This window comes from Buchnera aphidicola (Nippolachnus piri), assembly GCF_039383305.1.
Classification (GTDB): domain Bacteria; phylum Pseudomonadota; class Gammaproteobacteria; order Enterobacterales; family Enterobacteriaceae; genus Buchnera_F; species Buchnera_F aphidicola_AZ.
On record NZ_CP135009.1, the window covers coordinates 1 to 24,975 of the forward strand.

The 24,975-nt window shown below is 23.3% G+C and carries 16 protein-coding genes and 1 tRNA gene; 10 read left to right on the forward strand and 7 right to left on the reverse strand.

Features of this window, described 5'->3' with window-relative positions; genetic code table 11:
* A complete protein-coding gene (gene mnmG / locus RJT25_RS00005) occupies positions 1 to 1,875 on the forward strand; it encodes a tRNA uridine-5-carboxymethylaminomethyl(34) synthesis enzyme MnmG (RefSeq protein ID WP_343126548.1) in 1,875 nt (624 codons plus the stop codon).
* Between the two features lie 917 nt (positions 1,876 to 2,792).
* Here mnmG and gyrB read toward each other — a convergent pair.
* From gyrB to dnaA, 3 genes are all read right to left on the reverse strand, one after another.
* Positions 2,793 to 5,201 carry a DNA topoisomerase (ATP-hydrolyzing) subunit B gene (gene gyrB, locus RJT25_RS00010; RefSeq protein ID WP_343128839.1) on the reverse strand — a complete coding sequence of 803 codons (2,409 nt, stop codon included), beginning with the start codon at positions 5,199 to 5,201 and terminating at the stop codon, positions 2,793 to 2,795.
* 65 nt (positions 5,202 to 5,266) lie between these two features.
* Positions 5,267 to 6,373: a DNA polymerase III subunit beta gene (dnaN, locus tag RJT25_RS00015; protein WP_343126550.1), complete on the reverse strand. Its 1,107-nt coding sequence runs from the start codon at positions 6,371 to 6,373 to the stop codon at positions 5,267 to 5,269.
* A gap of 4 nt (positions 6,374 to 6,377) precedes the next feature.
* A complete protein-coding gene (gene dnaA / locus RJT25_RS00020) occupies positions 6,378 to 7,718 on the reverse strand; it encodes a chromosomal replication initiator protein DnaA (protein ID WP_343126551.1) in 1,341 nt (446 codons plus the stop codon).
* Between the two features lie 230 nt (positions 7,719 to 7,948).
* Between dnaA and rpmH the strand changes: the two genes are divergently transcribed.
* The 4 genes from rpmH to mnmE all read left to right on the forward strand — a co-directional run bounded on the left by rpmH (position 7,949) and on the right by mnmE (position 11,575).
* The gene (gene rpmH, locus RJT25_RS00025) at positions 7,949 to 8,083 is read left to right on the forward strand and encodes a 50S ribosomal protein L34 (protein ID WP_343126552.1); all 135 of its coding nucleotides are present in this window, start codon (positions 7,949 to 7,951) and stop codon (positions 8,081 to 8,083) included.
* A 25-nt stretch (positions 8,084 to 8,108) separates the two neighbouring features.
* Positions 8,109 to 8,453, forward strand: a complete 345-nt coding sequence (gene rnpA / locus RJT25_RS00030; protein ID WP_343126553.1) for a ribonuclease P protein component — start codon at positions 8,109 to 8,111, stop codon at positions 8,451 to 8,453.
* A 67-nt stretch (positions 8,454 to 8,520) separates the two neighbouring features.
* A complete protein-coding gene (yidC, locus tag RJT25_RS00035) occupies positions 8,521 to 10,125 on the forward strand; it encodes a membrane protein insertase YidC (protein ID WP_343126554.1) in 1,605 nt (534 codons plus the stop codon).
* Positions 10,126 to 10,207: 82 nt separating this feature from the next.
* A complete protein-coding gene (mnmE, locus tag RJT25_RS00040) occupies positions 10,208 to 11,575 on the forward strand; it encodes a tRNA uridine-5-carboxymethylaminomethyl(34) synthesis GTPase MnmE (RefSeq protein WP_343126555.1) in 1,368 nt (455 codons plus the stop codon).
* A 51-nt stretch (positions 11,576 to 11,626) separates the two neighbouring features.
* Here the strand turns inward: mnmE and RJT25_RS00045 are convergent.
* Positions 11,627 to 11,699: transfer RNA gene (locus RJT25_RS00045), tRNA-Phe, on the reverse strand.
* A gap of 295 nt (positions 11,700 to 11,994) precedes the next feature.
* Between RJT25_RS00045 and RJT25_RS00050 the strand changes: the two genes are divergently transcribed.
* Both RJT25_RS00050 and groL read left to right on the forward strand, forming a co-directional pair.
* Entirely contained in the window at positions 11,995 to 12,285 is a 291-nt protein-coding gene (locus RJT25_RS00050; protein ID WP_343126556.1) for a co-chaperone GroES, read from the forward strand.
* Between the two features lie 78 nt (positions 12,286 to 12,363).
* Positions 12,364 to 14,019, forward strand: a complete 1,656-nt coding sequence (groL, locus tag RJT25_RS00055) for a chaperonin GroEL (RefSeq protein WP_343126557.1) — start codon at positions 12,364 to 12,366, stop codon at positions 14,017 to 14,019.
* Between the two features lie 275 nt (positions 14,020 to 14,294).
* Here groL and dnaC read toward each other — a convergent pair whose 3' ends face one another.
* Positions 14,295 to 15,026 (reverse strand): DNA replication protein DnaC, encoded by a 732-nt coding sequence (dnaC, locus tag RJT25_RS00060; RefSeq protein ID WP_343126558.1) that lies wholly within the window; start codon positions 15,024 to 15,026, stop codon positions 14,295 to 14,297.
* Between the two features lie 201 nt (positions 15,027 to 15,227).
* Positions 15,228 to 15,815: a 16S rRNA (guanine(966)-N(2))-methyltransferase RsmD gene (rsmD, locus tag RJT25_RS00065; protein ID WP_343126559.1), complete on the reverse strand. Its 588-nt coding sequence runs from the start codon at positions 15,813 to 15,815 to the stop codon at positions 15,228 to 15,230.
* A 159-nt stretch (positions 15,816 to 15,974) separates the two neighbouring features.
* Here rsmD and ftsY point away from each other — a divergent pair, with 159 nt between their 5' ends.
* The 3 genes from ftsY (at position 15,975) to metE (ending at position 20,456) form a co-directional block, all read left to right on the forward strand.
* Entirely contained in the window at positions 15,975 to 16,904 is a 930-nt protein-coding gene (gene ftsY, locus RJT25_RS00070) for a signal recognition particle-docking protein FtsY (protein ID WP_343126560.1), read from the forward strand.
* 239 nt (positions 16,905 to 17,143) lie between these two features.
* On the forward strand, positions 17,144 to 18,010 hold the full coding sequence (rpoH, locus tag RJT25_RS00075; protein WP_343126561.1) for an RNA polymerase sigma factor RpoH: 867 nt from the start codon (positions 17,144 to 17,146) through the stop codon (positions 18,008 to 18,010).
* Between the two features lie 169 nt (positions 18,011 to 18,179).
* On the forward strand, positions 18,180 to 20,456 hold the full coding sequence (gene metE / locus RJT25_RS00080; protein WP_343126562.1) for a 5-methyltetrahydropteroyltriglutamate--homocysteine S-methyltransferase: 2,277 nt from the start codon (positions 18,180 to 18,182) through the stop codon (positions 20,454 to 20,456).
* Positions 20,457 to 20,696: 240 nt separating this feature from the next.
* On the opposite strand, the gene rpoC is transcribed toward metE, so the two are convergent.
* Positions 20,697 to 24,950 carry a DNA-directed RNA polymerase subunit beta' gene (rpoC, locus tag RJT25_RS00085; protein ID WP_343126563.1) on the reverse strand — a complete coding sequence of 1,418 codons (4,254 nt, stop codon included), beginning with the start codon at positions 24,948 to 24,950 and terminating at the stop codon, positions 20,697 to 20,699.
* Between the last annotated feature and the right edge of the window lie 25 nt (positions 24,951 to 24,975).

Genomic DNA, 24,975 nt, shown 5'->3' on the forward strand with positions numbered 1-24,975 from the left:
ATGTTAGAAAAAAAATATGATGTCATCGTAATTGGAGGAGGTCATGCTGGAATTGAAGCGTCTTCGGCAGCTGCTAGAATGAATTGTCGTACTTTATTGCTTACTCAAAATAAAAAAACTATTGGTACTCTTTCTTGTAATCCTTCTGTTGGAGGGATTGGAAAAGGACAATTGGTTAAAGAAATTGATGCATTAGGTGGTTTAATGGCAATTGCAACAGATTTTTCAGGAATACAATTTAAAATTTTAAATGTAAGAAAGGGTCCAGCTGTAAGATCTACACGTGCGCAGGTAGATAGAACATTATATGCTCAAAAAATTCAAAATCTTTTAAAATCACAAAAAAATTTGACTATTATCGAAGATGAAGTTCAAAAATTAATTATAAAAAATAATAAAATTATTGGAGTATTAACATTAAATTTAATAACTTATTATAGTGTTTCTGTAGTTTTAACTGCTGGTACATTTTTAGGGGGAAAAATTTATTTTGGTTCGACTGTTTTGGAAGGAGGACGTTTTAAAGATAAATCTTCTAAAGCTTTGTCTCAAAATTTATGTAATTTACCTTTTCGTATTCGTAGATTAAAAACAGGTACTCCCCCTCGAATAGATAAGAATAGTATTAATTTTTTTTCTTTAGAAAAACAATTTAGTGATAATCCTATACCAGTTTTTTCTTTTTTAGGAAAAATTTCTCAACATCCTGCTCAAGTACCATGTTATATTACTTATACTACAGAAAAAACTCATAATTTAATTTTTAAAAATTTAAAAAAAAGTCCTTTATATTCTGGAATTATAAAAAGTTTAGGACCTAGATATTGTCCTTCTATTGAAGATAAGATTGTTCGTTTTCCTGATAAAATTCGACATCAAATTTTTTTAGAACCTGAGGGTTTAAATAGTCAAATTTTTTATCCTAATGGTATTTCAACTTGTTTACCATTAAATATACAAAAATTATTAATTAATTCTATTCCAGGGTTAGAAAAGGCATTAATTGTGCAACCTGGATATGCTGTTGAATATGATTATTTTGATTCAAGAGATTTAAATTTAACTTTAGAATCAAAATTTATTTCAGGATTTTTTTTAGCTGGACAAATAAATGGTACTACCGGTTATGAAGAAGCAGCAGCTCAAGGAATTTTAGCTGGTTTAAATGCTGCTTTATATTTTAAAAATAAAGATTTATGGTTTCCTTTAAGAAGTCAGGGATATTTAGGTGTTTTGATAGATGATTTATGTAATAAAGGGACTTTTGAACCTTATCGTATGTTTACTTCTCGAGCTGAATATCGTTTATCTTTACGTGAGAGTAATGCGGATTTAAGATTGACTGAAATTGGTTATAAATTTGGTTTAATAAATGAAAAAAGATGGAAGAGATTATTACAAAAAAAATTTCATATTAAAAAAGAAATAATGTATTTAAAAAAAAAAATTATTTCATGTAATTCTTCTCGCGCTAAAATTTTGAATTTTTTTTTACCAAAAAAATTAACTAGTAATTTTTCTGCTTTTAAATTATTAAAACGTCCAGAAATTTTTTATTCAATGTTAATTGATCATAAATATTTTTTAAATAATCTTAGTGCTCAGGATTTTGAAGCTATTTTAGAATTAGAAACACAAATAAAATATTCTGGATATATTCGACGTCAAATTTCTGAAATTAAAAAATTTTTTTTTTATGAAAAAACTTTCTTACCAAGAAATTTAGATTATACAAAAATTTACGGATTATCTAATGAAGTATCTTCTAAATTAAATTATTATAAACCTTTTTCTTTAGGTCAAGCTTCTCGTATTTCTGGAATTACACCAGCAGCAATTTCTATATTATTAATTTTTTTAAAAAAAAAATTTTAAATATTTTTTAAAATATTTCTTTTTTAAAAAATATTTTATGATATAATTTATAAAATTTTTTATGATCCAGATTTTTTATGATCCAGATTTTTTATGATCCAGATTTTTTATGATCCAGATTTTTTATGATCCAGATTTTTTATGATCCAGATTTTTTATGATCCAGATTTTTTATGATCCAGATTTTTTATGATCCAGATTTTTTATGATCCAGATTTTTTATGATCCAGATTTTTTATGATCCAGATTTTTTATGATCCAGATTTTTTATGATCCAGATTTTTTATGATCCAGATTTTTTATGATCCAGATTTTTTATGATCCAGATTTTTTATGATCCAGATTTTTTATGATCCAGATTTTTTATGATCCAGATTTTTTATGATCCAGATTTTTTATGATCCAGATTTTTTATGATCCAGATTTTTTATGATCCAGATTTTTTATGATCCAGATTTTTTATGATCCAGATTTTTTATGATCCAGATTTTTTATGATCCAGATTTTTTATGATCCAGATTTTTTATGATCCAGATTTTTTATGATCCAGATTTTTTATGATCCAGATTTTTTATGATCCAGATTTTTTATGATCCAGATTTTTTATGATCCAGATTTTTTATGATCCAGATTTTTTATGATCCAGATTTTTTATGATCCAGATTTTTTATGATCCAGATTTTTTATGATCCAGATTTTTTATGATCCAGATTTTTTATGATCCAGATTTTTTATGATCCAGATTTTTTATGATCCAGATTTTTTATGATCCAGATTTTTTATGATCCAGATTTTTTATGATCCAGATTTTTTATGATCCAGATTTTTTATGATCCAGATTTTTTATGATCCAGATTTTTTATGATCCAGATTTTTTATGATCCAGATTTTTTATTTGTGTAAATTATTATAAAAATTTAAATATCTATATTATCCGCATATAATGCATTTTTTTCTATAAAAATTTTTCTTGGTTCTACTAAATCACCCATTAATGTACGAAATAATCTATTTGCTGAATTTTTATCTTTTATAGTTACTTGTAACATTTTTCGAGTTTTTGGATTCATAGTAGTTTCCCATAATTGATTAGGATTCATTTCTCCTAAACCTTTATATCTCTGAATATTAATATATTTTTTAGTTTCTCGAATTAATTTTTTTAATAAATTTTCAAAATTTTTAATTAAAAATTTTTTGTTTTTAAATTCAAGAAAAATTTTTTTTTTTTTAAAAAAATAAATTTTTTTCGAAAATTTTAGAATTTTTTTAAAGATTTCGGAAACAAAAAAATTTTGTGTTAGATTATAATTATAAATATTTTTATATTTAGTTAATTGTATTTTAAAAATAATTTTTTCTTTTTTTTTTTTTAATATATATATATATTTTTCGTAATTATTTTTAATATTATGATTTAAATATTTAATTAGTTTTTTAATCCAATTTTTTATATTTAGTAAATTATTTAAAGATTTTAAAGGTGGAATATATAGCATAGATTTTAAAATATTTATAGGAATTATATTTGTAAATTTTATAAATAATTTTTCTAATTTTTGATATTTTTTTATAAGGTTTACAAAAGATTCTTGAAGATATTTTTTCTTAGAAATTTTATTATATACAAAATTTGTATTTTTAAATATATAATTTAATTGATATTTATATAATGATTTTTCATCATTAATATATTTTTCTATTTTTCCTAATTTTATACGATATAATGGTGGTTGTGCGATATAGACGTGTCCTTGCTCAATAATTTCAGGCATTTTTCGAAAAAAAAATGTTAATAATAAAGTACGAATATGTGAACCATCTACGTCAGCATCTGTCATAATAATAATATTATTATATCGTAATTTTTTTGGATTATATTCTTCTTTACCAAAACCACATCCTAACGCTGTAATTAAAGTTAATAATTCTTGAGATGTTAAAATTTTATCAAAGGTAGCTTTTTCAATATTTAAAATTTTTCCTTTTAATGGTAAAATTGCTTGATTTTTTCGATTTCGTCCTTGTTTTGCCGAACCTCCTGCAGAGTCTCCTTCTACGAGATATAATTCTGAATGTAAAGGATCTCTTTCTTGGCAATCTGCTAATTTTCCTGGTAAATTAGTTATATCTAAAATATTTTTTTTTCGAGTTATTTCTCTTGCTTTTTTAGCTGCTTCTCGACAACGCGCTGCTTCTATAATTTTTTGTGTAATATTTTTGGTATCCTGTGGATTTTCTAATAAATATTCCATTAAATTTTCATTAAGTAAGGTTTCTACTACAGATTTTACTTCTGAAGAAATTAATTTTTCTTTAGTTTGAGAAGAAAATTTTGGATTAAATAATTTTATAGAAATTATAGCAGTTAATCCTTCGCGTGTATCATCTCCAATAATATTAGTTTTATTTTTTTTATTTAATCCTTCTTTTTCTATATATGTATTAAATGTGCGAGTTAGAGATGCTCTAAATCCAGATAAATGACTTCCTCCATCTTTTTGGGGAATATTATTAGTAAAGCAATGTATAGATTCTCGTATATCATTGTTCCATTGCATAGCTATATTTACTATAATATTTAATTTTTTACTTTTAAATTTAAATATTTGATTATGTATCGGAGTTTTTTTTTGATTTAAGAATTTTATAAAAGATTTAATACCTCCTTTATTTTTATATTTTATTATTTTTTTATTTTTTAAATTTTCTAATGTAATAAAAATACGAGAATTTAAAAAAGATAATTCTTGTAATCTTTTATGTAAAATATCTTGATTAAAATCAATATTTTTAGTAAATATCATTTTACTAGGCCAAAATTTTATTTTTGTACCATTTAATGAACTTTTTCCAATTTTTTTTAAAGGTTTATGTGGTGTACCGTTATAATATTTTTGATAATAAATTTTTTTGTTTCTATAAATATATAATTCTAATTTTTCAGAAAGAGCATTTACTACTGAGATTCCTACTCCATGTAATCCTCCTGAAATTTTATATGAATCTTCATCGAATTTTCCTCCTGCATGTAAAATTGTCATAATAACTTCTGCTGCAGAAACGCCTACTTCAGGATGTATATCAGTTGGGATACCTCTTCCATCATCTTGTATTGAAATTGAATGATCTAAATGCATAATAATTTTGATAGATTTACAAAATCCCGCTAATGCTTCATCAATAGAATTATCTACAACTTCAAATACCATATGATGTAAGCCTGTACCATCTTCTGTATCTCCAATATACATTCCAGGTCTTTTTTTTACAGCATCTAGACCTTTTAAAATTTTTATATTAGATGAATTATATTGATTTGGCATATTTTTTCCTTTTTAAAAAAAATTTTTTAAAAAAATGTTTAATTTATAATAATATTTTTTTTTTTTTATAAATGTAAAGGCATAATAATAAAACAAATTTTAGGTTTTTCTTTTGATTGTATTTGAATACTAGTAATAGGTTTTTTAAATAAAAAATCAATTTCTTGAGTTTGTATAATATTTAATGTATCTAATAAATAGAAGACATTTAATGAAAATTCAATATTTTCAGATATTTTTTTTATTTTTAGAATTTCTTTTGATTTTTCATCATTTTGATTGTTTGTTCTAATAATTAATTTTTTTTTAAAAAATTGTAATGTAACTCCTTTAAAAATTGTATTGCATAAAACAGAGGCTCGTAATAAAGCTTCTTTTAATGGTTGAGAAAGAATTGAAATTCTTAGGATAGGTGGTAATAATAAAATTTCTTTATAATTTGGAAAATCACCTTCTAGTAATTTTGTAGTTAATTTAAGATTTTCTATATAAAAGATAATATCATGATGACTAATAATTAATTTAATTTGATTTTTAGTATTTTCTAACAAATGTATTAATTCTATAATACATTTTTTATGTAATATAATAGAAAAATTAGGTATTTTTTTTTTAAAAATAATTTTATAAATTGCCATTCTATGTCCATCAGTAGCGACACTATAGAGAATATTATTTTTAACTTCAATTAACATTCCATTTAAATAATTTCGTACATCTTGATTAGCAATGGCAATTTGTGTCATAGAAATAATGTTTTTAAATTTTTTTTGGGATAAAGAAAATATAATATTTTTTTGTGTATGATTAAATTTAGGAAAATTTTCAGACGGTAATGTTATCATATGAAAATGAGAATTAAAAATTTTAATTTGAAAAATATTATTATTTATTGAAAAATTTAATTGTGTTTTTGGAGGAATATTACGACAAATATTCAATAATTTTTTTCCTGAAATAGTAATTTTTCCAGTTTCTTGAATATTAAATTTTTCTTTTTTTATAAAAATACATAGTTCTAAATCTAAATTAGAGCAAGTTAAAGTCATTCCTTTTTCAGAAATTTCTAATAGTACATTTTCTAAAATAGGAAAAATAGGATTTTTTGTTAAAATATTACTTATTTTTTTAAAAGAATTTAAAAATATTTCTTTTTGTATAGTAAATTGCATAAGATTATAAAGATAGTTTATATAGTAAATTTTTGAAATTTATTAAAATTTCAGGATTATTTTTTTTTAATTTTTTTATTTTTCGACATGCATGTAAAATTGTTGTATGATCTCGTCCTCCAAAAAAAATTCCAATTTCTGGTAAACTATATTGTGTTAATTTTTTAGTTAAAGAGATAGCAATTTGTCGCGGATGTGAAATTGATTTTGATCTTTTTTTTGATAATAAATCTTTTATAGTAATGTTATAATGTTCTGATACTTTTTTTAAAATTTTTTTTACTGTTATTTTTTTTTTTTGAGATTGAATTTGGTCTTTTAAGGCAAATTGAGCTAATTCAATAGTAATTTCTTTTTGAGTAAATTGAGCATGCATTTTAATTTTATTTAGAGCACCTTCTAATTCTCTGATATTAAAATATAAATTTTTAGCTATGAATTTTGCTACTTTATATGGTAAAAAAATTTTTTTTAAATTAGATTTTTGTATTAAAATTTTAATTCTTGTTTTTAATTCGGGCGGGTGAATAGCAACAGTAATACCCCATCCAAAACGAGATTTTAAACGTTCTGCAATACCTGGTAGTTTTTGTGGGTAGCAATCAGAGGTTAAAATAATTTTATGATTTCCTTCAAAAAGTGTATTAAAAGTGTGAAATAATTCTTCTTGTGAACGTTTTTTTTTAGAAAAAAATTGAATATCATCAATTAAAAGCGTGTTTACAGAACGATAATATTTTTTAAATTCTTCAATAGAATTATTTTTTAATGATTTTACCATATTTTGTACAAATTTTTCTGAATGTATATAAATTACTTTATTAGAAAATTTTTTAGATAAAATACAATTTCCAATAGCATGTAACAAATGTGTTTTTCCTAATCCTGTATTTCCATAAATGAATAATGGATTATATGTTGTTGTATTTAGATTGTTAGCTATTTGTAACGATGAATATTTTGCTAATTGATTAGATTTTCCTTCAATAAAATTGTTAAAATTATATTTTTTATTAATTGTAATTTGAGAATAATTTTTTTTTTTTTTAAATTTTTGATTATTTATTTCTTCTTTTTTCTTAAGATTTTTTGTATTAGATTCTTTAGGGAGTATTTGTAATACAATACAAGGAGGTTTTATTCTATAAAATTTATGTAATAATTGGTTAAAATTTTTAATGTATTTATTTTTGATCCAATTAAGAATAAATTCATTTGGAGTATAAAGATGTAAAATATTATTATGAATTTTAGCTTTTAATGGTCGTATCCAAATAGTAAATTCTGTAGGTGTTAATTTTTTTTTTAGATGTGATAAACATTTTTTCCAAATTGAAAGAGACATAAATTTTCCTAAAATTAGAAAAAAATATATTATTTTTGTATTATATTTTTTTATGATAAATTAATGTTACTTTTTAATTTTTTTTTAAATATTTATTTTGATTTTAATATTATTTGTAAATTAAAATAATTAATTATAAAATATTTAAAAAATTTATATTTTTTTTAAAAAAAATATTTTTATATTTATAATATAAAAATTTTATAATATGTTTTTAAGGAATTTTAAAAATGAAACGTACTTTTCAACCTTCTTGCATTAAACGAAAACGTTCTCATGGTTTTCGTGTTCGTATGTCTACGAAAAATGGGAGATGTATTATTGCGCGTCGACGTTTTAAATTACGTCGTATTTTAAGTGCATAATTTTAACATAGAAATAATTAAAAATATGAAAAATTTTTCATTTCACAAAAATTTACATTTAAAAAAAACAAAAGATTTTAATTATGTATATCAAAATCATCAAAAAAAGATTACTTCTGAATTGATAGTATTAGGTCGATTGAATTGTTTTAATTATCCTCGATTAGGAATTTCTATTTCTAAAAAAAAAATAAAATATTCATGGAATAGAAATCGAATTAAAAGAGTTATTAAAGAATGTTTTAGATTATTACAATTTTATTTAATTTCTATGGATTTTATAGTTATTGTCAGAAAAAATATTAGTTTTTTAAATAATTATGCACTTGCAAATATTATTAAGAAATTGTGGTTTTATAAATCTTTTTAGAATTTTAATATTTTATGAAGAAATTTTTAATATATTTTAAATTTTTTAAGTTATGAGAAAATTAATTATGGATTTTCAACGTTATTTTTTTATTTTTATAATATTAATTTTATCTTTTTTTTTATTTAGAGCATGGAATTTAGAAAATAATATTTCTAATAATGTTGATATAAATTTAAAAAATAGAAAAAACATAAATTTAAATTTTATTCAAGATTTTAAAAGAAAATATATAAATGTTCGTACAGATGTTCTTTCTCTTAATTTAAATTTATTAGGTGGAGATGTTGAAGAAGCAGATTTATTATTATATAAAAAAAATTTAAAAGAAAAAAAATCTTTTACTTTATTAAAAAATAAAAAAAATTTTTTATATAAAATTGTTAGTGGAATTTCTGGTAAAGAGGGAATAGATTTTTTAGATTTTCAAAAACGTCCATTATATTTAGTAAATTTTGGATTGTATCGTTTTAAAAAAAATGAAAAAATTTTAAAAGTTCCTTTATTTTGGAAATCTTCTACAGGTATTTTATATATAAAAACATTTATTTTTAAAAAAGGTCATTATGATTTTGATATTGAATATTCAATTTATAATCCTTTAAATCAAAAATTAAACATAATTTTATTTTCAGAAATACATCAAATGAATTTTTTTTCTAAATATTTAAAAAATACTTGGAGAAATTTTTTAAAATTAAAAACTTATTATGGTGCTGCTTATTCTTGTGATCAAAAAAATTATATAAAATATAGTTTTGATTCAATTAAGAAAAATAAAAATTTTTCTTTAAGTACTAAACATGGTTGGATTTCTATGTTACAACAATATTTTTCAGTAGCTATTATTCCTAGAAATAATATTACTCATTATATTTATTCTTATTTTTTAAAAAATAATATTTCTGTTATTGGGATTTCTTCAGAAAATAAAATTATTTCCCCTCATTCTATGAAAAAGTTTATTTTTACATATTGGGTAGGTCCATCTATTTATAAATATTTAAATAAAATAGTACCTTATTTAACATATTTAATTGATTATGGGTGGTTTTGGTTATTATCGCAAGTATTTTTACAAATATTATTATTTTTTTATAGTTTTTTGCATAGTTGGGGATTATCAATTATTTTCATTACTGTTTGTGTTCGGAGTATTATGTTTCCTTTAATGAAATTACAATATAGATCTATGAATAAAATTAAAAAAATACAACCGGAAATTTCTAAAATTCAAAAAAAATTTTTTGGTAACACGATATTAATAAATCAAAAAATATTAGCATTATATCAAAAAGAAAATATTAATCCTTTAAATAGTTTTTTACCTATGTTAATTCAAATGCCAATTTTTTTAGCATTATATCATATGTTAATGGAAGCAGTAGAATTAAGACATTCTTCTTTTTTATTTTGGATTAAAGATTTATCTAATCAAGATGAATATTATATTTTGCCTTTTTTAATGGGTTTAAGTATGTTTTTTATGAATTTAAATACTTCTAAAAATGATTCAAATTTAATATCTTCAAAAATGATATATTTTATTCCTATAATGTTTACAATATTTTTTTCATGTTTTCCATCAGGTTTAGTTTTATATTATCTAATTAGTAATTTAGTAACTATTTTACAACAAAAAATTATATTTTTTAAATATTTTAAAAATTAAAATGTATTTTTAAAGATTATTTTTAAATAATATTTTTAAAATAGAAATTTAATAGTTTTTTATAATTATAATTGAGTTAAAGATGAAAAGAAAAAAAACTATTGTAGCAATTGCAACTGCAGTGGGAAAATCAGGTATTGGGATCGTTCGTGTTTCAGGAACTCAAGTGTTATTAGTAGTTAAAAAAATTTTGAAAGTTCCTTTAAAAGAACGTTATGCGCATTATTTACCTTTTTTAGATTTTAAAAATAATATTATTGATCAAGGTATTGTATTATTATTTTTAGCTCCTAATTCTTTTACAGGTGAAGATATTTTAGAATTTCATGGGCATGGTAATTTAATTGTTTTAAATCTTTTAATTAAAAATATTTTATTAATACCTCATATTAGATTAGCTAAACCTGGAGAATTTTCTAAAAGAGCTTTTTTAAATAAAAAAATTGATTTGATACAAGCCGAATCTATATGTGATGTAATTAATGCAGATTCAGAAGCTGAAATTCATGCTTCTTTACAATCTTTAAATGGTTATTTTTCAAAATGTCTTCATAAAATTATTAAAAAATTAAATAAATTATCTGTAAATTTAGAAATTTCTGTAAATTTTCCTGAAGAAATTGCAGAAAAAAAATTTTTTTTTAAAAAAATTGAGAATCAATTAATCAAAATTATTTGTTTATTTCATAAAATTCACACTACAGCTTCACAAGGATGTTTAATACATGAAGGAATTAAAGTTATTTTAACAGGTCCACCAAATGTAGGTAAATCTAGTTTATTTAATCGATTGTTGCAGAGAAAAGTATCAATAGTGACTAAAATTTCAGGTACTACTCGTGATATTTTAAGAGAAAAAATTTGTTTAAATACTTTGAATATTGAACTTTTAGATACTGCGGGAATACATGACAATCCTGAAAAAATTGAAAAAATTGGGATTAAATTTGCATTAAAAGAAATAGAATTATGTCATTATATTTTTTTAGTTTTAGATAGTCAAAATAATGAAAATTTTAATTTACGATATATTTTAAAAGGAATTCAACGTTTAAAATCTTTTCAGAAATTAATAATTATTTTTAATAAAATTGATTTATTATCTGATAAAATTTCATTAAAAAATTATCCAACTGGATATACATATTTTTTTATTTCTGTTAAAAAAAATTTCGGAATTTCTAAAATTTTTAATTATTTAGAAAATATTTCTAATACTCGAGATGAAATGAAAAGTATTTTTTTATCTAGACAAAGACATATAAAATTATTAAAAAATGCATTATTTTTTTTAGAAAAAGGAAAAAAAGATTGGTTAAATTTTTTTTCTATTGAATGTTTATTAGATAATATTCGATTAGCTAAAAATTCTATTTTTCAAATTACTGGTAAATTTTCACATGAAGAATTATTAAAAAAAATTTTTTCAAAATTTTGTATAGGTAAATAAAATATTCTTTAAAATTTTTAAAATTTTTTTAAAAAAATTTTAAAATAAAAATGCCCGGAGGCGGAATTGAACCACCGACACGGGGATTTTCAGTCCCCTGCTCTACCAACTGAGCTATCCGGGCATAAATATTATTATGTCTTAGAAAATAATTTTTGTCAAGTTTTATGGTTTTTTACAATTTTTCTTATAAAAAATATAATAAAATTAATTTTTTAATATTTTAAAAAATTTGAAAGAAAATATTTTATATTTTTATAATAAAATAAAAAATTTAATATGTTTAAAAAAAGAATATTTTATCTCTTGAAATTTTTAATAAATAATTATATATTTATAATAATTTATTAATTTTAATTTTTTTTTTAAATTTAATAAGTATTTATTGTTATTTTTAATATTATAAAGGTATTTAAAATATGAAAATTCGTCCATTACATGATCGTGTTATTGTAAAACGTAATGAAGTAGAATTGAAATCTGCGGGAGGAATTGTATTAACAGGTTCGGCTGCAGAGAAATCTACACGAGGAATAGTTTTATCAGTAGGAAAAGGACGTATGTTAGATAATGGAATAATTAAAAAAATGGATGTAAAAGTAGGTGATACAGTTATTTTTAATGAAGGTTATGGTGCTAAAGTAGAAAAAATTGATCATGAAGAAGTTTTAATTTTAAATGAAAATGATATATTAGCGATTATAGATTAATTTTTTTAATATTAATATTTTTTTTAATATTAAAAATTTTTATTTAATTTTAAAAAAATATAAAAGGAAAAATTTTATATGGCTGCAAAAGATGTTAAATTTGGTAATGAAGCTAGAATTAAAATGCTGCAAGGTGTTAATGTTTTAGCAGATGCTGTAAAGGTAACATTAGGTCCTAAAGGAAGAAATGTTGTTTTAGATAAATCTTTTGGACCACCTAGTATTACTAAAGATGGTGTTTCTGTAGCTCGTGAAATTGAATTAGAAGACAAATTTGAGAATATGGGCGCGCAAATGGTTAAAGAAGTAGCTTCTAAAGCAAATGATGCTGCTGGAGATGGTACTACAACTGCAACTTTGTTAGCTCAATCTATTGTAAATGAAGGTTTAAAAGCTGTTGCGGCTGGTATGAATCCTATGGATTTAAAAAGAGGTATTGACAAAGCCGTTATTAGTGCAGTGGAAGAATTAAAAGAATTATCTGTACCATGTGCTGATTCAAAAGCAATTACACAAGTTGGTACTATTTCCGCTAATGCAGATAAAAAAGTTGGTGTTTTAATAGCAGAAGCTATGGAAAAAGTAGGTAATGATGGCGTGATTACTGTTGAAGAAGGGACTGGATTACAAAATGAATTAGAAGTAGTAAAAGGTATGCAATTTGATCGAGGATATTTGTCTCCATACTTTATTAATAAGCCTGAAACCGGACTAATTGAATTAGAAAATCCATATATTCTAATGGCTGATAAAAAAATTTCTAATATTCGTGAATTATTACCTTTATTAGAAGCTGTAGCAAAATCTGGAAAACCTTTAGTAATTATTTCAGAAGATTTAGAAGGAGAAGCATTAGCAACTTTAGTTGTTAATTCTATGCGTGGTATTGTTAAAGTTTCTGCTGTGAAAGCTCCTGGTTTTGGAGATCGCCGTAAAGAAATGTTACAAGATATTGCTATTTTAACAGGTGGTGTAGTCATATCTGAAGAGTTAGCGATGGATTTAGAAAAATCTTCTTTAGAAGATTTGGGGCAAGCAAAACGTATCGTTATTTGTAAAGAAACTACCACTATTATTGATGGATCTGGTAATAAAAAATTTATTAAAAATCGGATTTCTCAGATTAGACAGCAAATTCAAGAAGCTTCTTCTGATTATGATAAAGAAAAATTAAATGAACGTTTAGCAAAATTATCAGGTGGAGTTGCTGTTTTAAAAGTAGGTGCTGCAACAGAAGTAGAAATGAAGGAAAAAAAAGCTAGAGTAGAAGATGCATTACATGCTACTCGTGCTGCAGTAGAAGAAGGTGTTGTTCCTGGTGGAGGTGTAGCTTTAGTACGTGTTGCAGAAAAAATTTCTCGTTTAAATGGTGAAAATGAAGATCAAAATGTAGGAATACGCGTTGCTTTACGTGCAATGGAAGCTCCATTACGTCAAATTGTAGCTAATTCCGGTGAAGAACCTTCTGTTGTTACAAATAATGTAAAAGATGGTCATGGAAATTATGGTTATAATGCGGCAACAGATGAATATGGTGATATGATTTCTTTTGGAATTTTAGATCCTACTAAAGTTACTCGTTCTGCTTTACAATATGCGGCTTCTGTAGCAGGATTAATGATTACAACTGAATGTATGGTTACAGATTTAGCTAAAGATGATAAATCTTCTTCTTCAGATTTAAACACTCCTCCTGGTGGTGGTATGGGTGGTAGTATGGGTGGAATGATGTAATTTTTTTTATTTTTTTTTAAATTTTTTTTTATTTATTTTTTTTAAAATTTTACCTTGTTTTCAAGTTTTTTGAGAACAAGGGACTTAAAATTTTTTTATAATTTTAAATTTTTTGATTATAATTTTAGAAAAATATTTTTTTAAATATAGTTGATTTTAAAGAAAAATATTTATTTATAAAATTTATAAATTTTATTTCTATATAAAAAAATATAAAATTAAAAATTTATTTATCAGAAAAGATTTTCAGAAAAAATTTTATAATAAAAAAATTTTTAATATTCATTACCAGTAATATATTTTCTGTAACTATCCCATTCAAAAGTTAACCACAAACTATTTCCTAATCTCATACGATCAATTACTCGTTCACCTAAAAGATTTTTCATACCGATTAAATCTAAATTAGATAACATTCCAGTTGATCGTTTTGAAGATGATCTACGATCTACAATTTGATTAATTATAATTTTTTCATATCTAGATTCTGTTTGGATACCAATTTCATCAATCATTAATAAATCTACTGTACTAAGATTATTTAATAAATTTTCTTCCGTCATAATACTAGCCCCATTAAAGGTGCTTTTCATATTTGACATTAGATCTGCTACTGTAACAATTAATACACTTTTACCATGTAAAATTAGGTAATTTCCTATCGCTGAAGCTAAATGATTTTTTCCTGTTCCAGGTCGGCCTGAAAAAATAAAACTAGAAATATTATTATTAAAGTTTTTTGCATATTTTTGAGCGGCATGTAATACTTTTTGATGTCCAGTATGATGTATTTTGTAATTATCAAAAGAACAATTTAAATATAATTCTTTTATTCCTGATCTTCCAAAAATTTGTTGAATTTTCATGGCTTTATTTTTTTGTATAATATTTTTAGAAGATAAAATTCCTTGTTTTTGATTCCATAATAATAATTCCTTGTCTGTATAAAATTTTGGTTTAATATTTTTAGGCATGATTTTTTTTAATTTTTTTAAAAATTTTTTCATATTAGTACTATCTTGTTTTTTTAGATATTTATAAATATATTTTTTTTAAAAAAAAATAAAAGATGAAAAATATTATATTTTATTTTTAAAATTTTTTAATTAATTTGTTGTTTTTAAATAAATTTTATTCAAAAAATTTTATTTTTTTTAAAAAAATAATTTAAAAATAGAATTTTAAGAATTAGATATTTTTTAAAAATTTTATTTTTTTTTAGTATAAGATACTTGATATAAAGAATATGAGATACGACGAGTATAATGATATTTAATACATATCCAATTTTTAGGTATAATTAAGGTAGTAAAATTTTTACTTTTTTCAATATAAATTAAGGAATTTTTTTTTATCCAATCATTTTGATTAATTAAAAAAATAGTAATTTGTAATATATGGCGTTTTTTAAAAGGAGGATCCAAAAATATTATATCATAAGGGTGTCCTTTTTTTTTTAACCAAGTAAGAGTATTTGTACAATGTAAATGAATATTTTTAATTTTAAACTTAGAAATAGTTTTTTGAATAATTTTAAATAATTTTTTATTTTTTTCAAGTGCTGTAATAAATAAAGAATTTCTTGATGCGCTTTCAATACTTAAATTTCCGCTGCCTGAGAAACAATCTAAACAAATAGAATTTTTAATAAATTTTTGTAACCAATTAAATAAAGTTTCTTTCGTACGACTATTAGTGGGTTGTATTTTGATATGTTTTACTGAATTTAAATATCTTCCTCGAAATTTTCCTCCAATAATTTTAATATTTTTTTTATGTTGTTTTTTTTTTTTCATAATTTTAGAATATTTTTAAGTTTTTATGATAATCTTTTTATACCATAAATAAAGTAAAAGTCCAATTAAGAGTTTTTATATTTTTAATTGTATTCTAGAATATGTTAAAAAATTTAATATATAAAAATATTTACAAATTTAGATAATATTAAGGATATTATGTTTAATTTAAAGAAAGAAAATAAGAGATTTTTTTTTTCTTTTACAAATTTTTTTAAAAAAACTAAAAATTTATTTTTTAAAAAAATTCAAAATATATTTTTTAAAAAAAAAATAGATGATGAAGTTTTCTTAAATATAAAAGAAATTTTATTGTTAGCTGATGTAGGGATTTCTACGACAAATAATATTTTAAAAAAATTTAAAAAAAAAATTCAAGATAAAAATATTGTAAGTACTAAAGAAGCTTATTTAATTTTTAAACAACAATTATGTAACATTTTATTACAAGTAAAAGATTCAGTTCAGTATCATGCGTTTGATATTCGAGTTATTTTATGTGTAGGGGTAAATGGAGTAGGAAAAACTAGTACACTCGTAAAATTAGCTTATTTTTATCAAAAAAAAAAAAAAAGGGTTTTATTAGTAGCAGGAGATACCTTTAGGGCAGCAGCAATAGATCAATTAAAAGAATGGGGGAAATTATATAAAATTCCGGTATTTTATAAAAGTTTAGGTATTGATCCTTCTTCAGTTATTTTTGATTCTTTAAGATATGCTTTAATAAAAAAATTTGATATGATTTTAATTGATACAGCAGGACGATTACATAATAAATTACATTTGATGCAAGAATTACAAAAAATGGATCGCGTAATTAAAAAATATAATGCTATAGTTTTTCAGGAAACTATTTTAATTTTAGATGCATGTATTGGTCAAAATTCTATTCAACAAACTCGTTTTTTTAATCAAATTATACCTTTATCTAGTATTATTATTACTAAATTAGATGGAACTGCTAAAGGGGGTATTTTATTAGCTATAGTAAATGAATTTTATTTACCAATTAAGTACATTTGTATTGGTGAAAGTATTGAAGATTTAGTACGTTTTAATGTACATAAATTTATTGAATCTTTATTTTAAATTTACAAATTTTTATTAAAAACGAATTTGATAAATTAAATAATGCTTTTGAAAATATTTTGACAGTTAAAACTTTCAATGATATTGTTTTATTATTTATAAAATTTTTAATATTAAAGATTATATATTTAAATTATACTAATATATTATATATAAAAATTTTATAATATTTTTTAATTTATGTAAAAAAATTTGTTATAAATAATTTTTTTATAATACATAGAGGTTGAATTTTGTGCATGACTAATAAAAGTAATGTAATGAGTTTTTTAAATGTAGGTAGTTTAGAAGCTTATATTAGAATGGCTAATTCATTCCCCATGTTAACAGTAAAACAAGAAAAAGTAATTTCTAAACGTCTTTTTTTTCATGGAAATTTAGAAGATGCAAAAACTTTAATTATTTCTCATTTAAGATTTGTTATTTATATTTCTAGAAGTTATTCAGGGTATGGATTATCTCAAGCTGATTTAATTCAAGAAGGTAATCTTGGATTAATGAAAGCAATAAAACGATTTAATCCTGAAATAGAGGTTCGTTTAATATCTTTTGCTGTACATTGGATTAAATCTGAAATTCATAAATATGTTTTAAGGAATTGGAGAATTGTTAAAATTGCTACTACTAAAGCGCAACGTAAATTGTTTTTCAATTTAAGAAAAACAAAAAAACGTTTAGGTTGGTTTAATGAAATGGAAATTACCGTTGTGGCTCAAGAATTAGGAGTAACGCGTCAAGATGTTAAAGAAATGGAATCTCGTATGTCTGCGCAAGATATTACTTTTAATTATTTTTCAAAAAATTCTACTTCTGAAAATAATTTTGAAGATCTTTTTTCTTCAGTATATTTAGAAGATCATACTTCAAATTTTGCAAATACTGTTGAGTTAGATAATTGGGAATCTCATACAAATACTAAATTAAATAATGCATTATTAATTTTAGATGAAAGAAGCCAACAGATTATTAAAAGACGTTGGTTAGATTCTAGTCAAGAAAAAATTACATTACGAACTATTGCTAAAGACTATGGAATTTCAGCTGAAAGAGTTCGACAATTAGAAAAGAATGCTATGAAAAAATTAAAAATAGCTATTCAAATCTAGTTATAATTTTATAATAAATTTAATTTCAAAATTTTTATAAAAAAACTTAAAAATTTTATTACGTTTTAAGATTTTGATAATAATTTATATTATTAAGCGTTAAAATAGAAATATTTATATAGTTTAAAATTTTTTAAATTATTATTTTTTTACATAGGACATAATCTCAATGTTGATAAAAAATCATATCTTAGGATTTCCGAGAATTGGTTTAAAAAGGGAATTAAAAATTGCTCAAGAAAAATATTGGTCAGGGAAAATTTCTTTAGAGGAATTATTAATTGTTGGAAAAAAAATTCGAAAAAAAAATTGGAAAAAACAAAAAGAATTAGGATTAGATTTTTTAACAGTAGGTGATTTTGCATGGTATGATCATGTATTAACTACTAGTGTAATGGTAGGAAATATTCCTGAAAGACATAAATCTGAAAATCAAAAAAATATCTTAGATATCTTATTTAATATTGCTCGTGGAAAATCTTCTTCTGATTGTAAAACTGTGCATGCTTCAGAAATGACTAAATGGTTTAATACTAATTATCATTATATTGTACCTGAATTTTCTAAAAATCAAAATTTTTCTTTTTTTTATAAACAACTTTTAAAAGATATTGAAGAAGCTAGTGTATTAAATCATCCGATAAAAGTAGTTTTATTAAGTCCAGTTACATACTTATGGTTAGGAAAAATTAAAGGAAAAAATTTTAATAAATTAGATTTATTGCCAAAATTATTAAATGTATATAAGAAAATTTTAAAAAAAATTTATAAAAAAAATGTTGAATGGGTACAAATCGACGAACCTATTTTAACATTAGATTTAGACGATTCTTGGAAAAATGCAATTAAAAATACATATACAAATTTTCAAAATTTTTCTAAAATTTTATTAACAACATATTTTGGTAGTATTAATCATAATTTAGAATTGGTGTCTACTTTAAAAATTGATGGGTTACATCTTGATTGTGTATCAGAAAAATATAATTTACAAGAAATACATAAATATATTCAAAAAGATTGGATTTTATCTTTAGGAATTATTAATGGTAAAAATATTTGGCGTGCGAATTTGATATTTTGGTATAATTATTTAAAAAAATATTTAAGATTATATTTAAATGTTTGGATAAGTACGTCTTGTTCTTTGTTGCATGTTCCGATGGACTTATCATTAGAAAAAAATTTTAAAAAAGAAATAAAAGAATGGTTTTCTTTTGGTTTTCAAAAATGTTTTGAATTAGTTATGTTAACTAATGTATTAAATAAAAAAATTTTATCGATTGATTGTTTAAAAAAATGGGTATTACCTTTACAAAATCGTGAAAATTCTTCTATAGTACATAATTCGCATGTAAAATTGCGTATACAAAAATTACAAAAAATTTCTTCGAACAGATTAAGTCCATATAAAATTCGCTTTAATATACAAAAAAAAATATTGAATTTACCTGATTTACCATTGACGACAATAGGGTCTTTTCCTCAAACTTCTGAAATTCGAAAATTACGTTTTAATTTAAGAAAAAAAAAAATAACTCAAATTGATTATGATCGTGAAATTAAAAAATATATAAAATATGCAATTTTACAGCAAGAAAAATTAGGTTTAGACGTTCTTGTACATGGTGAACCAGAAAGAAATGATATGGTAGAATATTTTAGTGAATATTTAGAGGGTTTTGTTTTTACTAATTATGGTTGGGTACAAAGTTATGGATCTCGTTGTGTAAAACCTCCTATTATTATTGGTGATATTAGTCGTATTACTCCAATGACAGTATATTGGTCAAAATATGCTCAATCTTTAACTAAAAAATTTGTAAAAGGTATGTTAACAGGTCCGATAACAATTTTATGTTGGTCTTTTCCTCGTGAAGATTTATCGCATGAAATAATTTCTAAACAAATTGCATGTGCGTTAATGGATGAAGTAAAAGAATTAGAAAATGAAGGTATTAATATTATTCAAATTGATGAGCCTGCTTTACGTGAGGGATTACCTTTAAGAATTTGTGATCACAAAGAATATTTGTCTTGGGCTACAGAAGCATTTCGTTTATGTTCTTTAAATATTAAAGATAGCACACAAATTCATACACATATGTGTTATTGTGAATTTAAAGATATTATGCCGGCAATTGTTAAATTAGATGTAGATGTAATTACTATTGAAACTTCTCGTTCCGATATGGATTTATTAGAATTTTTTAAAAAATTTAAATATCCTAATTCTATTGGTCCTGGTGTATATGATATTCATTCTCCGAATATTCCTACTCAAAAATGGATAATTAAGTTATTAAAAACTGCATTAAAACATATTCCATATCAAAGATTATGGGTAAATCCTGATTGCGGTTTAAAAACTAGAACTTGGGATGAATCTATATTGTCTTTAAAAAATATGGTTCAAGCTGTAAAAAAAATACGTAAAAAATTATAAATATTTTTTTTAGAATTTTTTATTATTATAACATTTACATATAAGTAATGATGAGGCAAAATTCGCCTCATCTATTTTGAAAATAAAAATATAAAGATAATATTTTTAAAAATAAATTTATAAAAAAATATTGTATTTTTTTTAAATACTATTTTATTTTTTGTTAAAAAAATAAATGTTTATATTAGAAAAAAATTTTTTATTAAAAATTCTATTAATTATTTTTATAATATTATAGATTTATTTTATATTTTCGGTTGAATTTAATAATTCTGAAAGACTTGCTGATGCTTTTTCTGCATTAATAGAAGATGAAGATTGAGAGTTCATTATAGAAAAATTAATATTTTTTTGTATTTTTTTTTCTTTTTTTGTTTTTTGAGATATTCGATTTTTATGATAAGAATATCCTGTTCCAGCTGGAATTAATCGTCCAACAATTACATTTTCTTTTAAACCTCTTAATTTATCTTTTTTTCCCGCTACTGAAGCTTCAGTTAATACTCGAGTTGTTTCTTGAAAAGAAGCCGCAGAGATAAATGATTCAGTAGCTAAAGAAGCTTTTGTAATACCTAATAAATCTCTTGAAAAAGTAGATAAAATTTTTTTTTTTTGTTTTAAAATATTGTTTATAATAGTAATTTTAGAATATTCTAATTGTTCTCCAGGTAAAAATTCAGAATTTCCAGATTGAGTAATTGTAGCTTTTCTTAACATTTGACGAACAATAACTTCAATATGTTTATCATTAATTTTAACACCTTGTAATCGATATACTTCTTGTACTTCATGTACAATATATTTTGTAACAGCTTGAACACCTCTTAATCTTAAGATATCATGTGGAGATTCCGGTCCATCTGAAATAATATCTCCTTTTTCTACTCTTTCACCTTCGAAAACATTTAATTGTCTCCATTTAGGAATCATAACTTCGAAGGTATCTTGAATATTAGAAGGAGTTAAAATTAATCTTCTTTTTCCTTTAGTTTCTTTTCCAAATGAAACTATTCCGCTAATTTCAGCTAAAATAGCAGCTTCCTTAGGGCGTCTTGCTTCAAATAAATCAGCAACACGAGGTAATCCACCTGTAATATCTTTTGTTCCACTAGATTCTTGGGGTACTCGCGCTAAAGTATCTCCAGAAGTAATTTTCATACCATTTTCTAATTGTACAATAGTTTTACCTGGTAAAAAATATTGGGCGGGCATGTCAGTACCAGGAATTAAGATATTTTTCCCATATTTATTTAAAATTTTTAAAGATGGTCTTAAATCTTTTCCTGTAATTGTTCTTTCAGAAGTATCTAAAATAATTATAGATGAGAGACCAGTTAATTCATCAGCTTGTCTTGTAATACTTTGTCCTTCTATCATATCTACGAATTGAATATATCCATTAACTTCTGTAATTACTGGAATAGTATGAGGATCCCATTGAGCTATAATTTCTCCAGATTTAGCTTTTTTACCATGTCCTTTTGTTAATATAGATCCGTAAGGTAATTTATAATTTTCTTTAGTTTTACCGAATTTGTCAATCATTTTTAATTCTACATTACGAGAAGTAATAACTAATTTACCTTCAGAATTAATAACAGATTTAGAATTATTTAGGTTGATAATTCCATCATAACGAATTTGAATACTTGATTCTGAAGCGGCTCTGGAAGCTGCGCCTCCAATATGAAAAGTCCGCATAGTTAATTGAGTTCCTGGTTCTCCAATGGATTGAGCGGCTATAACACCTATTGCTTCTCCTTTTTGTACTAATTCTCCCCTTGCTAAATCTCTTCCGTAACAAGTAGCACAGACTCCGAAAGTTGTTTTACAATTTACGACTGATCTGACTTGAATAGAATCAATAGAATATTTAGTAAGTAACGTACACCATTTTTCATTTAATAAAGTATTTTTAGGAACTATAATATTTTTAGTATTAGGTTGCATAATGTCTTCAATAGTGACACGTCCTAATACACGATCTTGCAGAGCTTCTTTAATGTCTCCTCCTTCAATTAAAGAAGTTAATGTAATTCCTTTTTTTGTATTACAGTTGTCTTCTGTAACTACAAGATCTTGTGCTACATCAACTAAACGTCTTGTTAGATAACCTGAATTTGAAGTTTTTAAAGCAGTATCAGCTAATCCTTTTCGTGCTCCATGTGTAGAAATAAAATATTGTAAGACGTTTAATCCTTCTTTAAAATTTGCAATGATCGGAGTTTCAATGATAGATCCATCAGGTTTTGCCATTAAACCTCGCATTCCAGCTAATTGTCTAATTTGCGCTGCTGAACCTCTAGCTCCTGAATCCGCCATAATAAAAATATTGTTAAAAGAAGGTTGAATTTTAAGTTTTCCTTCTTTGTCTTTTATATATTCTGTTGAAATATTTTTCATCATAGCTGAAGCAATTTTTTCATTAGCAGTTGTCCAAATATCTATAATTTTATTATATTTTTCTCCTGCAGTGACTAAACCAGATTGAAATTGTTTTTGAATTTCAGAAACTTCTTGTTTTGCTTCTGTAATAATTTGAGATTTTTTTTTAGGAACTTTCATATCATTGATGCCTACTGAAGTTCCTGATTTTGCAGCGTATGAAAATCCTGTATACATAATTTGATCTGCAAATGTAACAGTAGGTTTAATGCCTAAAATTCGATAACAAGAATTTATTAATTGAGAAATATCATTTTTTCCTAAAGTTTTATTAATCATATGAAATGGTAAACCATGTGGTACAATATTCCATAAAATAGCTCGTCCAATGGTAGTTTTAATAATTTTTTTATCTTTAATTTTTAGTTTATTATTTTTTTTTTTATATTCTATAATACGTATTTTAACATATGCGTGTAAAGACACTAATCCTAAATGATATAATTTTTCTGCTTCATATGAGCCAGATAAGATCATATTTTCTCCTTTTGCATATAATTTACCACGCGTCATATAATAAATACCTAAAACTACATCTTGTGATGGTACAATAATAGGTTCTCCATTTGCAGGAGATAAAATATTATTTGTAGACATCATTAAGGAGCGAGCTTCATTTTGCGCTTCTTTAGTTAATGGAATATGAACTGCCATTTGATCACCATCAAAATCTGCATTATAAGCGGCGCAAACTAAAGGATGTAATTGTATAGCTTTTCCTTCAATTAAAATAGGTTCAAATGCTTGTATTCCTAATCGATGTAAAGTAGGAGCTCTATTTAATAAAATTGGATGTTCATGTATTACTTCATCTAAGATATCCCAAACAATAGGTTCTTCATATTCTACCATTTTTTTAGCTGCTTTTATTGTAGTAGCTAAATTTCGATGTTCTAATTTTCCATAAATGAATGGTTTAAATAATTCTAATGCCATTTTTTTTGGAAGACCACATTGATGTAAACGTAAATATGGACCTACGGTAATTACAGATCTTCCAGAATAGTCTACTCTTTTTCCTAATAAATTTTGACGAAATCGTCCTTGCTTACCTTTTATCATATCTGCTAAAGATTTTAATGGACGTTTATTGGATCCTGTAATAGATTTTCCTCGTCGACCATTATCTAATAAAGCATCAATAGCTTCTTGTAACATACGTTTTTCGTTTCGTACAATAATGTCAGGTGCAGATAATTCTAATAGACGTTTTAGACGATTATTACGATTAATAACACGACGATATAAATCATTTAGATCTGAAGTAGCAAATCTTCCACCATCTAAAGGTACTAAGGGTCTTAAATCTGGCGGTAAAACTGGTAATACCGTTAAAATCATCCATTCAGGTTTATTTTTAGAGATAATAAGAGATTCTAGAAGTTTGATACGTTTTGTAATTTTTTTTTTTTTTGTTTCTGATTGAATTTTTTTGATATCTTCTTTTAATGATAAACAAATATTTTTTAGGTCGAGATTACGTAATAATATTTGAATTGCTTCGGCGCCCATTTTAGCTTCAAATTCATCCGTAAATTCCTCTAAAGCTTCTAAATATTGTTCTTCAGATAAGATTTGGCATTTTTCTAAATTTGTGAGTCCAGGATCAATAACAACATACGCTTCAAAATATAAGACTCTTTCTATACTTCTTAAAGGCATATCTAATAATAATCCAATACGTGATGGTAAAGATTTTAGAAACCAAATGTGCGCTATTGGAGATGCAAGTTCTATATGTCCCATACGATCACGTCGTACTTTACTATGAGTAACTTCAACTCCACACTTTTCACAAACAACACCACGATGTTTTAAACGTTTATATTTACCACATAAACATTCAAAATCTTTTATAGGTCCAAAAATTCTAGAACAAAATAATCCATCTCTTTCTGGTTTAAAAGTTCTATAATTTATTGTTTCTGGTTTTTTAATTTCTCCGAATGACCATGATCTAATAATATCCGGAGAAGCCAGAGAAATTCTGATAGAATCAAATTCTTCTATTTTATTAGGAATTTTAAAAAATTTTAATAAGTCTTTCACGGATCAGGTCTCGTTAGTATAAGAA

What these genes read in the sequence shown, in the direction of transcription:
- mnmG (WP_343126548.1), top strand. Translation starts at nt 1, where the DNA reads ATGTTAGAAAAAAAATATGATGTCATCGTAATTGGAGGAGGTCATGCT.
- gyrB (WP_343128839.1), bottom strand. Translation starts at nt 5,201, where the DNA reads ATGCCAAATCAATATAATTCATCTAATATAAAAATTTTAAAAGGTCTA.
- dnaN (WP_343126550.1), bottom strand. Translation starts at nt 6,373, where the DNA reads ATGCAATTTACTATACAAAAAGAAATATTTTTAAATTCTTTTAAAAAA.
- dnaA (WP_343126551.1), bottom strand. Translation starts at nt 7,718, where the DNA reads ATGTCTCTTTCAATTTGGAAAAAATGTTTATCACATCTAAAAAAAAAA.
- rpmH (WP_343126552.1), top strand. Translation starts at nt 7,949, where the DNA reads ATGAAACGTACTTTTCAACCTTCTTGCATTAAACGAAAACGTTCTCAT.
- rnpA (WP_343126553.1), top strand. Translation starts at nt 8,109, where the DNA reads ATGAAAAATTTTTCATTTCACAAAAATTTACATTTAAAAAAAACAAAA.
- yidC (WP_343126554.1), top strand. Translation starts at nt 8,521, where the DNA reads ATGGATTTTCAACGTTATTTTTTTATTTTTATAATATTAATTTTATCT.
- mnmE (WP_343126555.1), top strand. Translation starts at nt 10,208, where the DNA reads ATGAAAAGAAAAAAAACTATTGTAGCAATTGCAACTGCAGTGGGAAAA.
- RJT25_RS00050 (WP_343126556.1), top strand. Translation starts at nt 11,995, where the DNA reads ATGAAAATTCGTCCATTACATGATCGTGTTATTGTAAAACGTAATGAA.
- groL (WP_343126557.1), top strand. Translation starts at nt 12,364, where the DNA reads ATGGCTGCAAAAGATGTTAAATTTGGTAATGAAGCTAGAATTAAAATG.
- dnaC (WP_343126558.1), bottom strand. Translation starts at nt 15,026, where the DNA reads ATGAAAAAATTTTTAAAAAAATTAAAAAAAATCATGCCTAAAAATATT.
- rsmD (WP_343126559.1), bottom strand. Translation starts at nt 15,815, where the DNA reads ATGAAAAAAAAAAAACAACATAAAAAAAATATTAAAATTATTGGAGGA.
- ftsY (WP_343126560.1), top strand. Translation starts at nt 15,975, where the DNA reads ATGTTTAATTTAAAGAAAGAAAATAAGAGATTTTTTTTTTCTTTTACA.
- rpoH (WP_343126561.1), top strand. Translation starts at nt 17,144, where the DNA reads ATGACTAATAAAAGTAATGTAATGAGTTTTTTAAATGTAGGTAGTTTA.
- metE (WP_343126562.1), top strand. Translation starts at nt 18,180, where the DNA reads ATGTTGATAAAAAATCATATCTTAGGATTTCCGAGAATTGGTTTAAAA.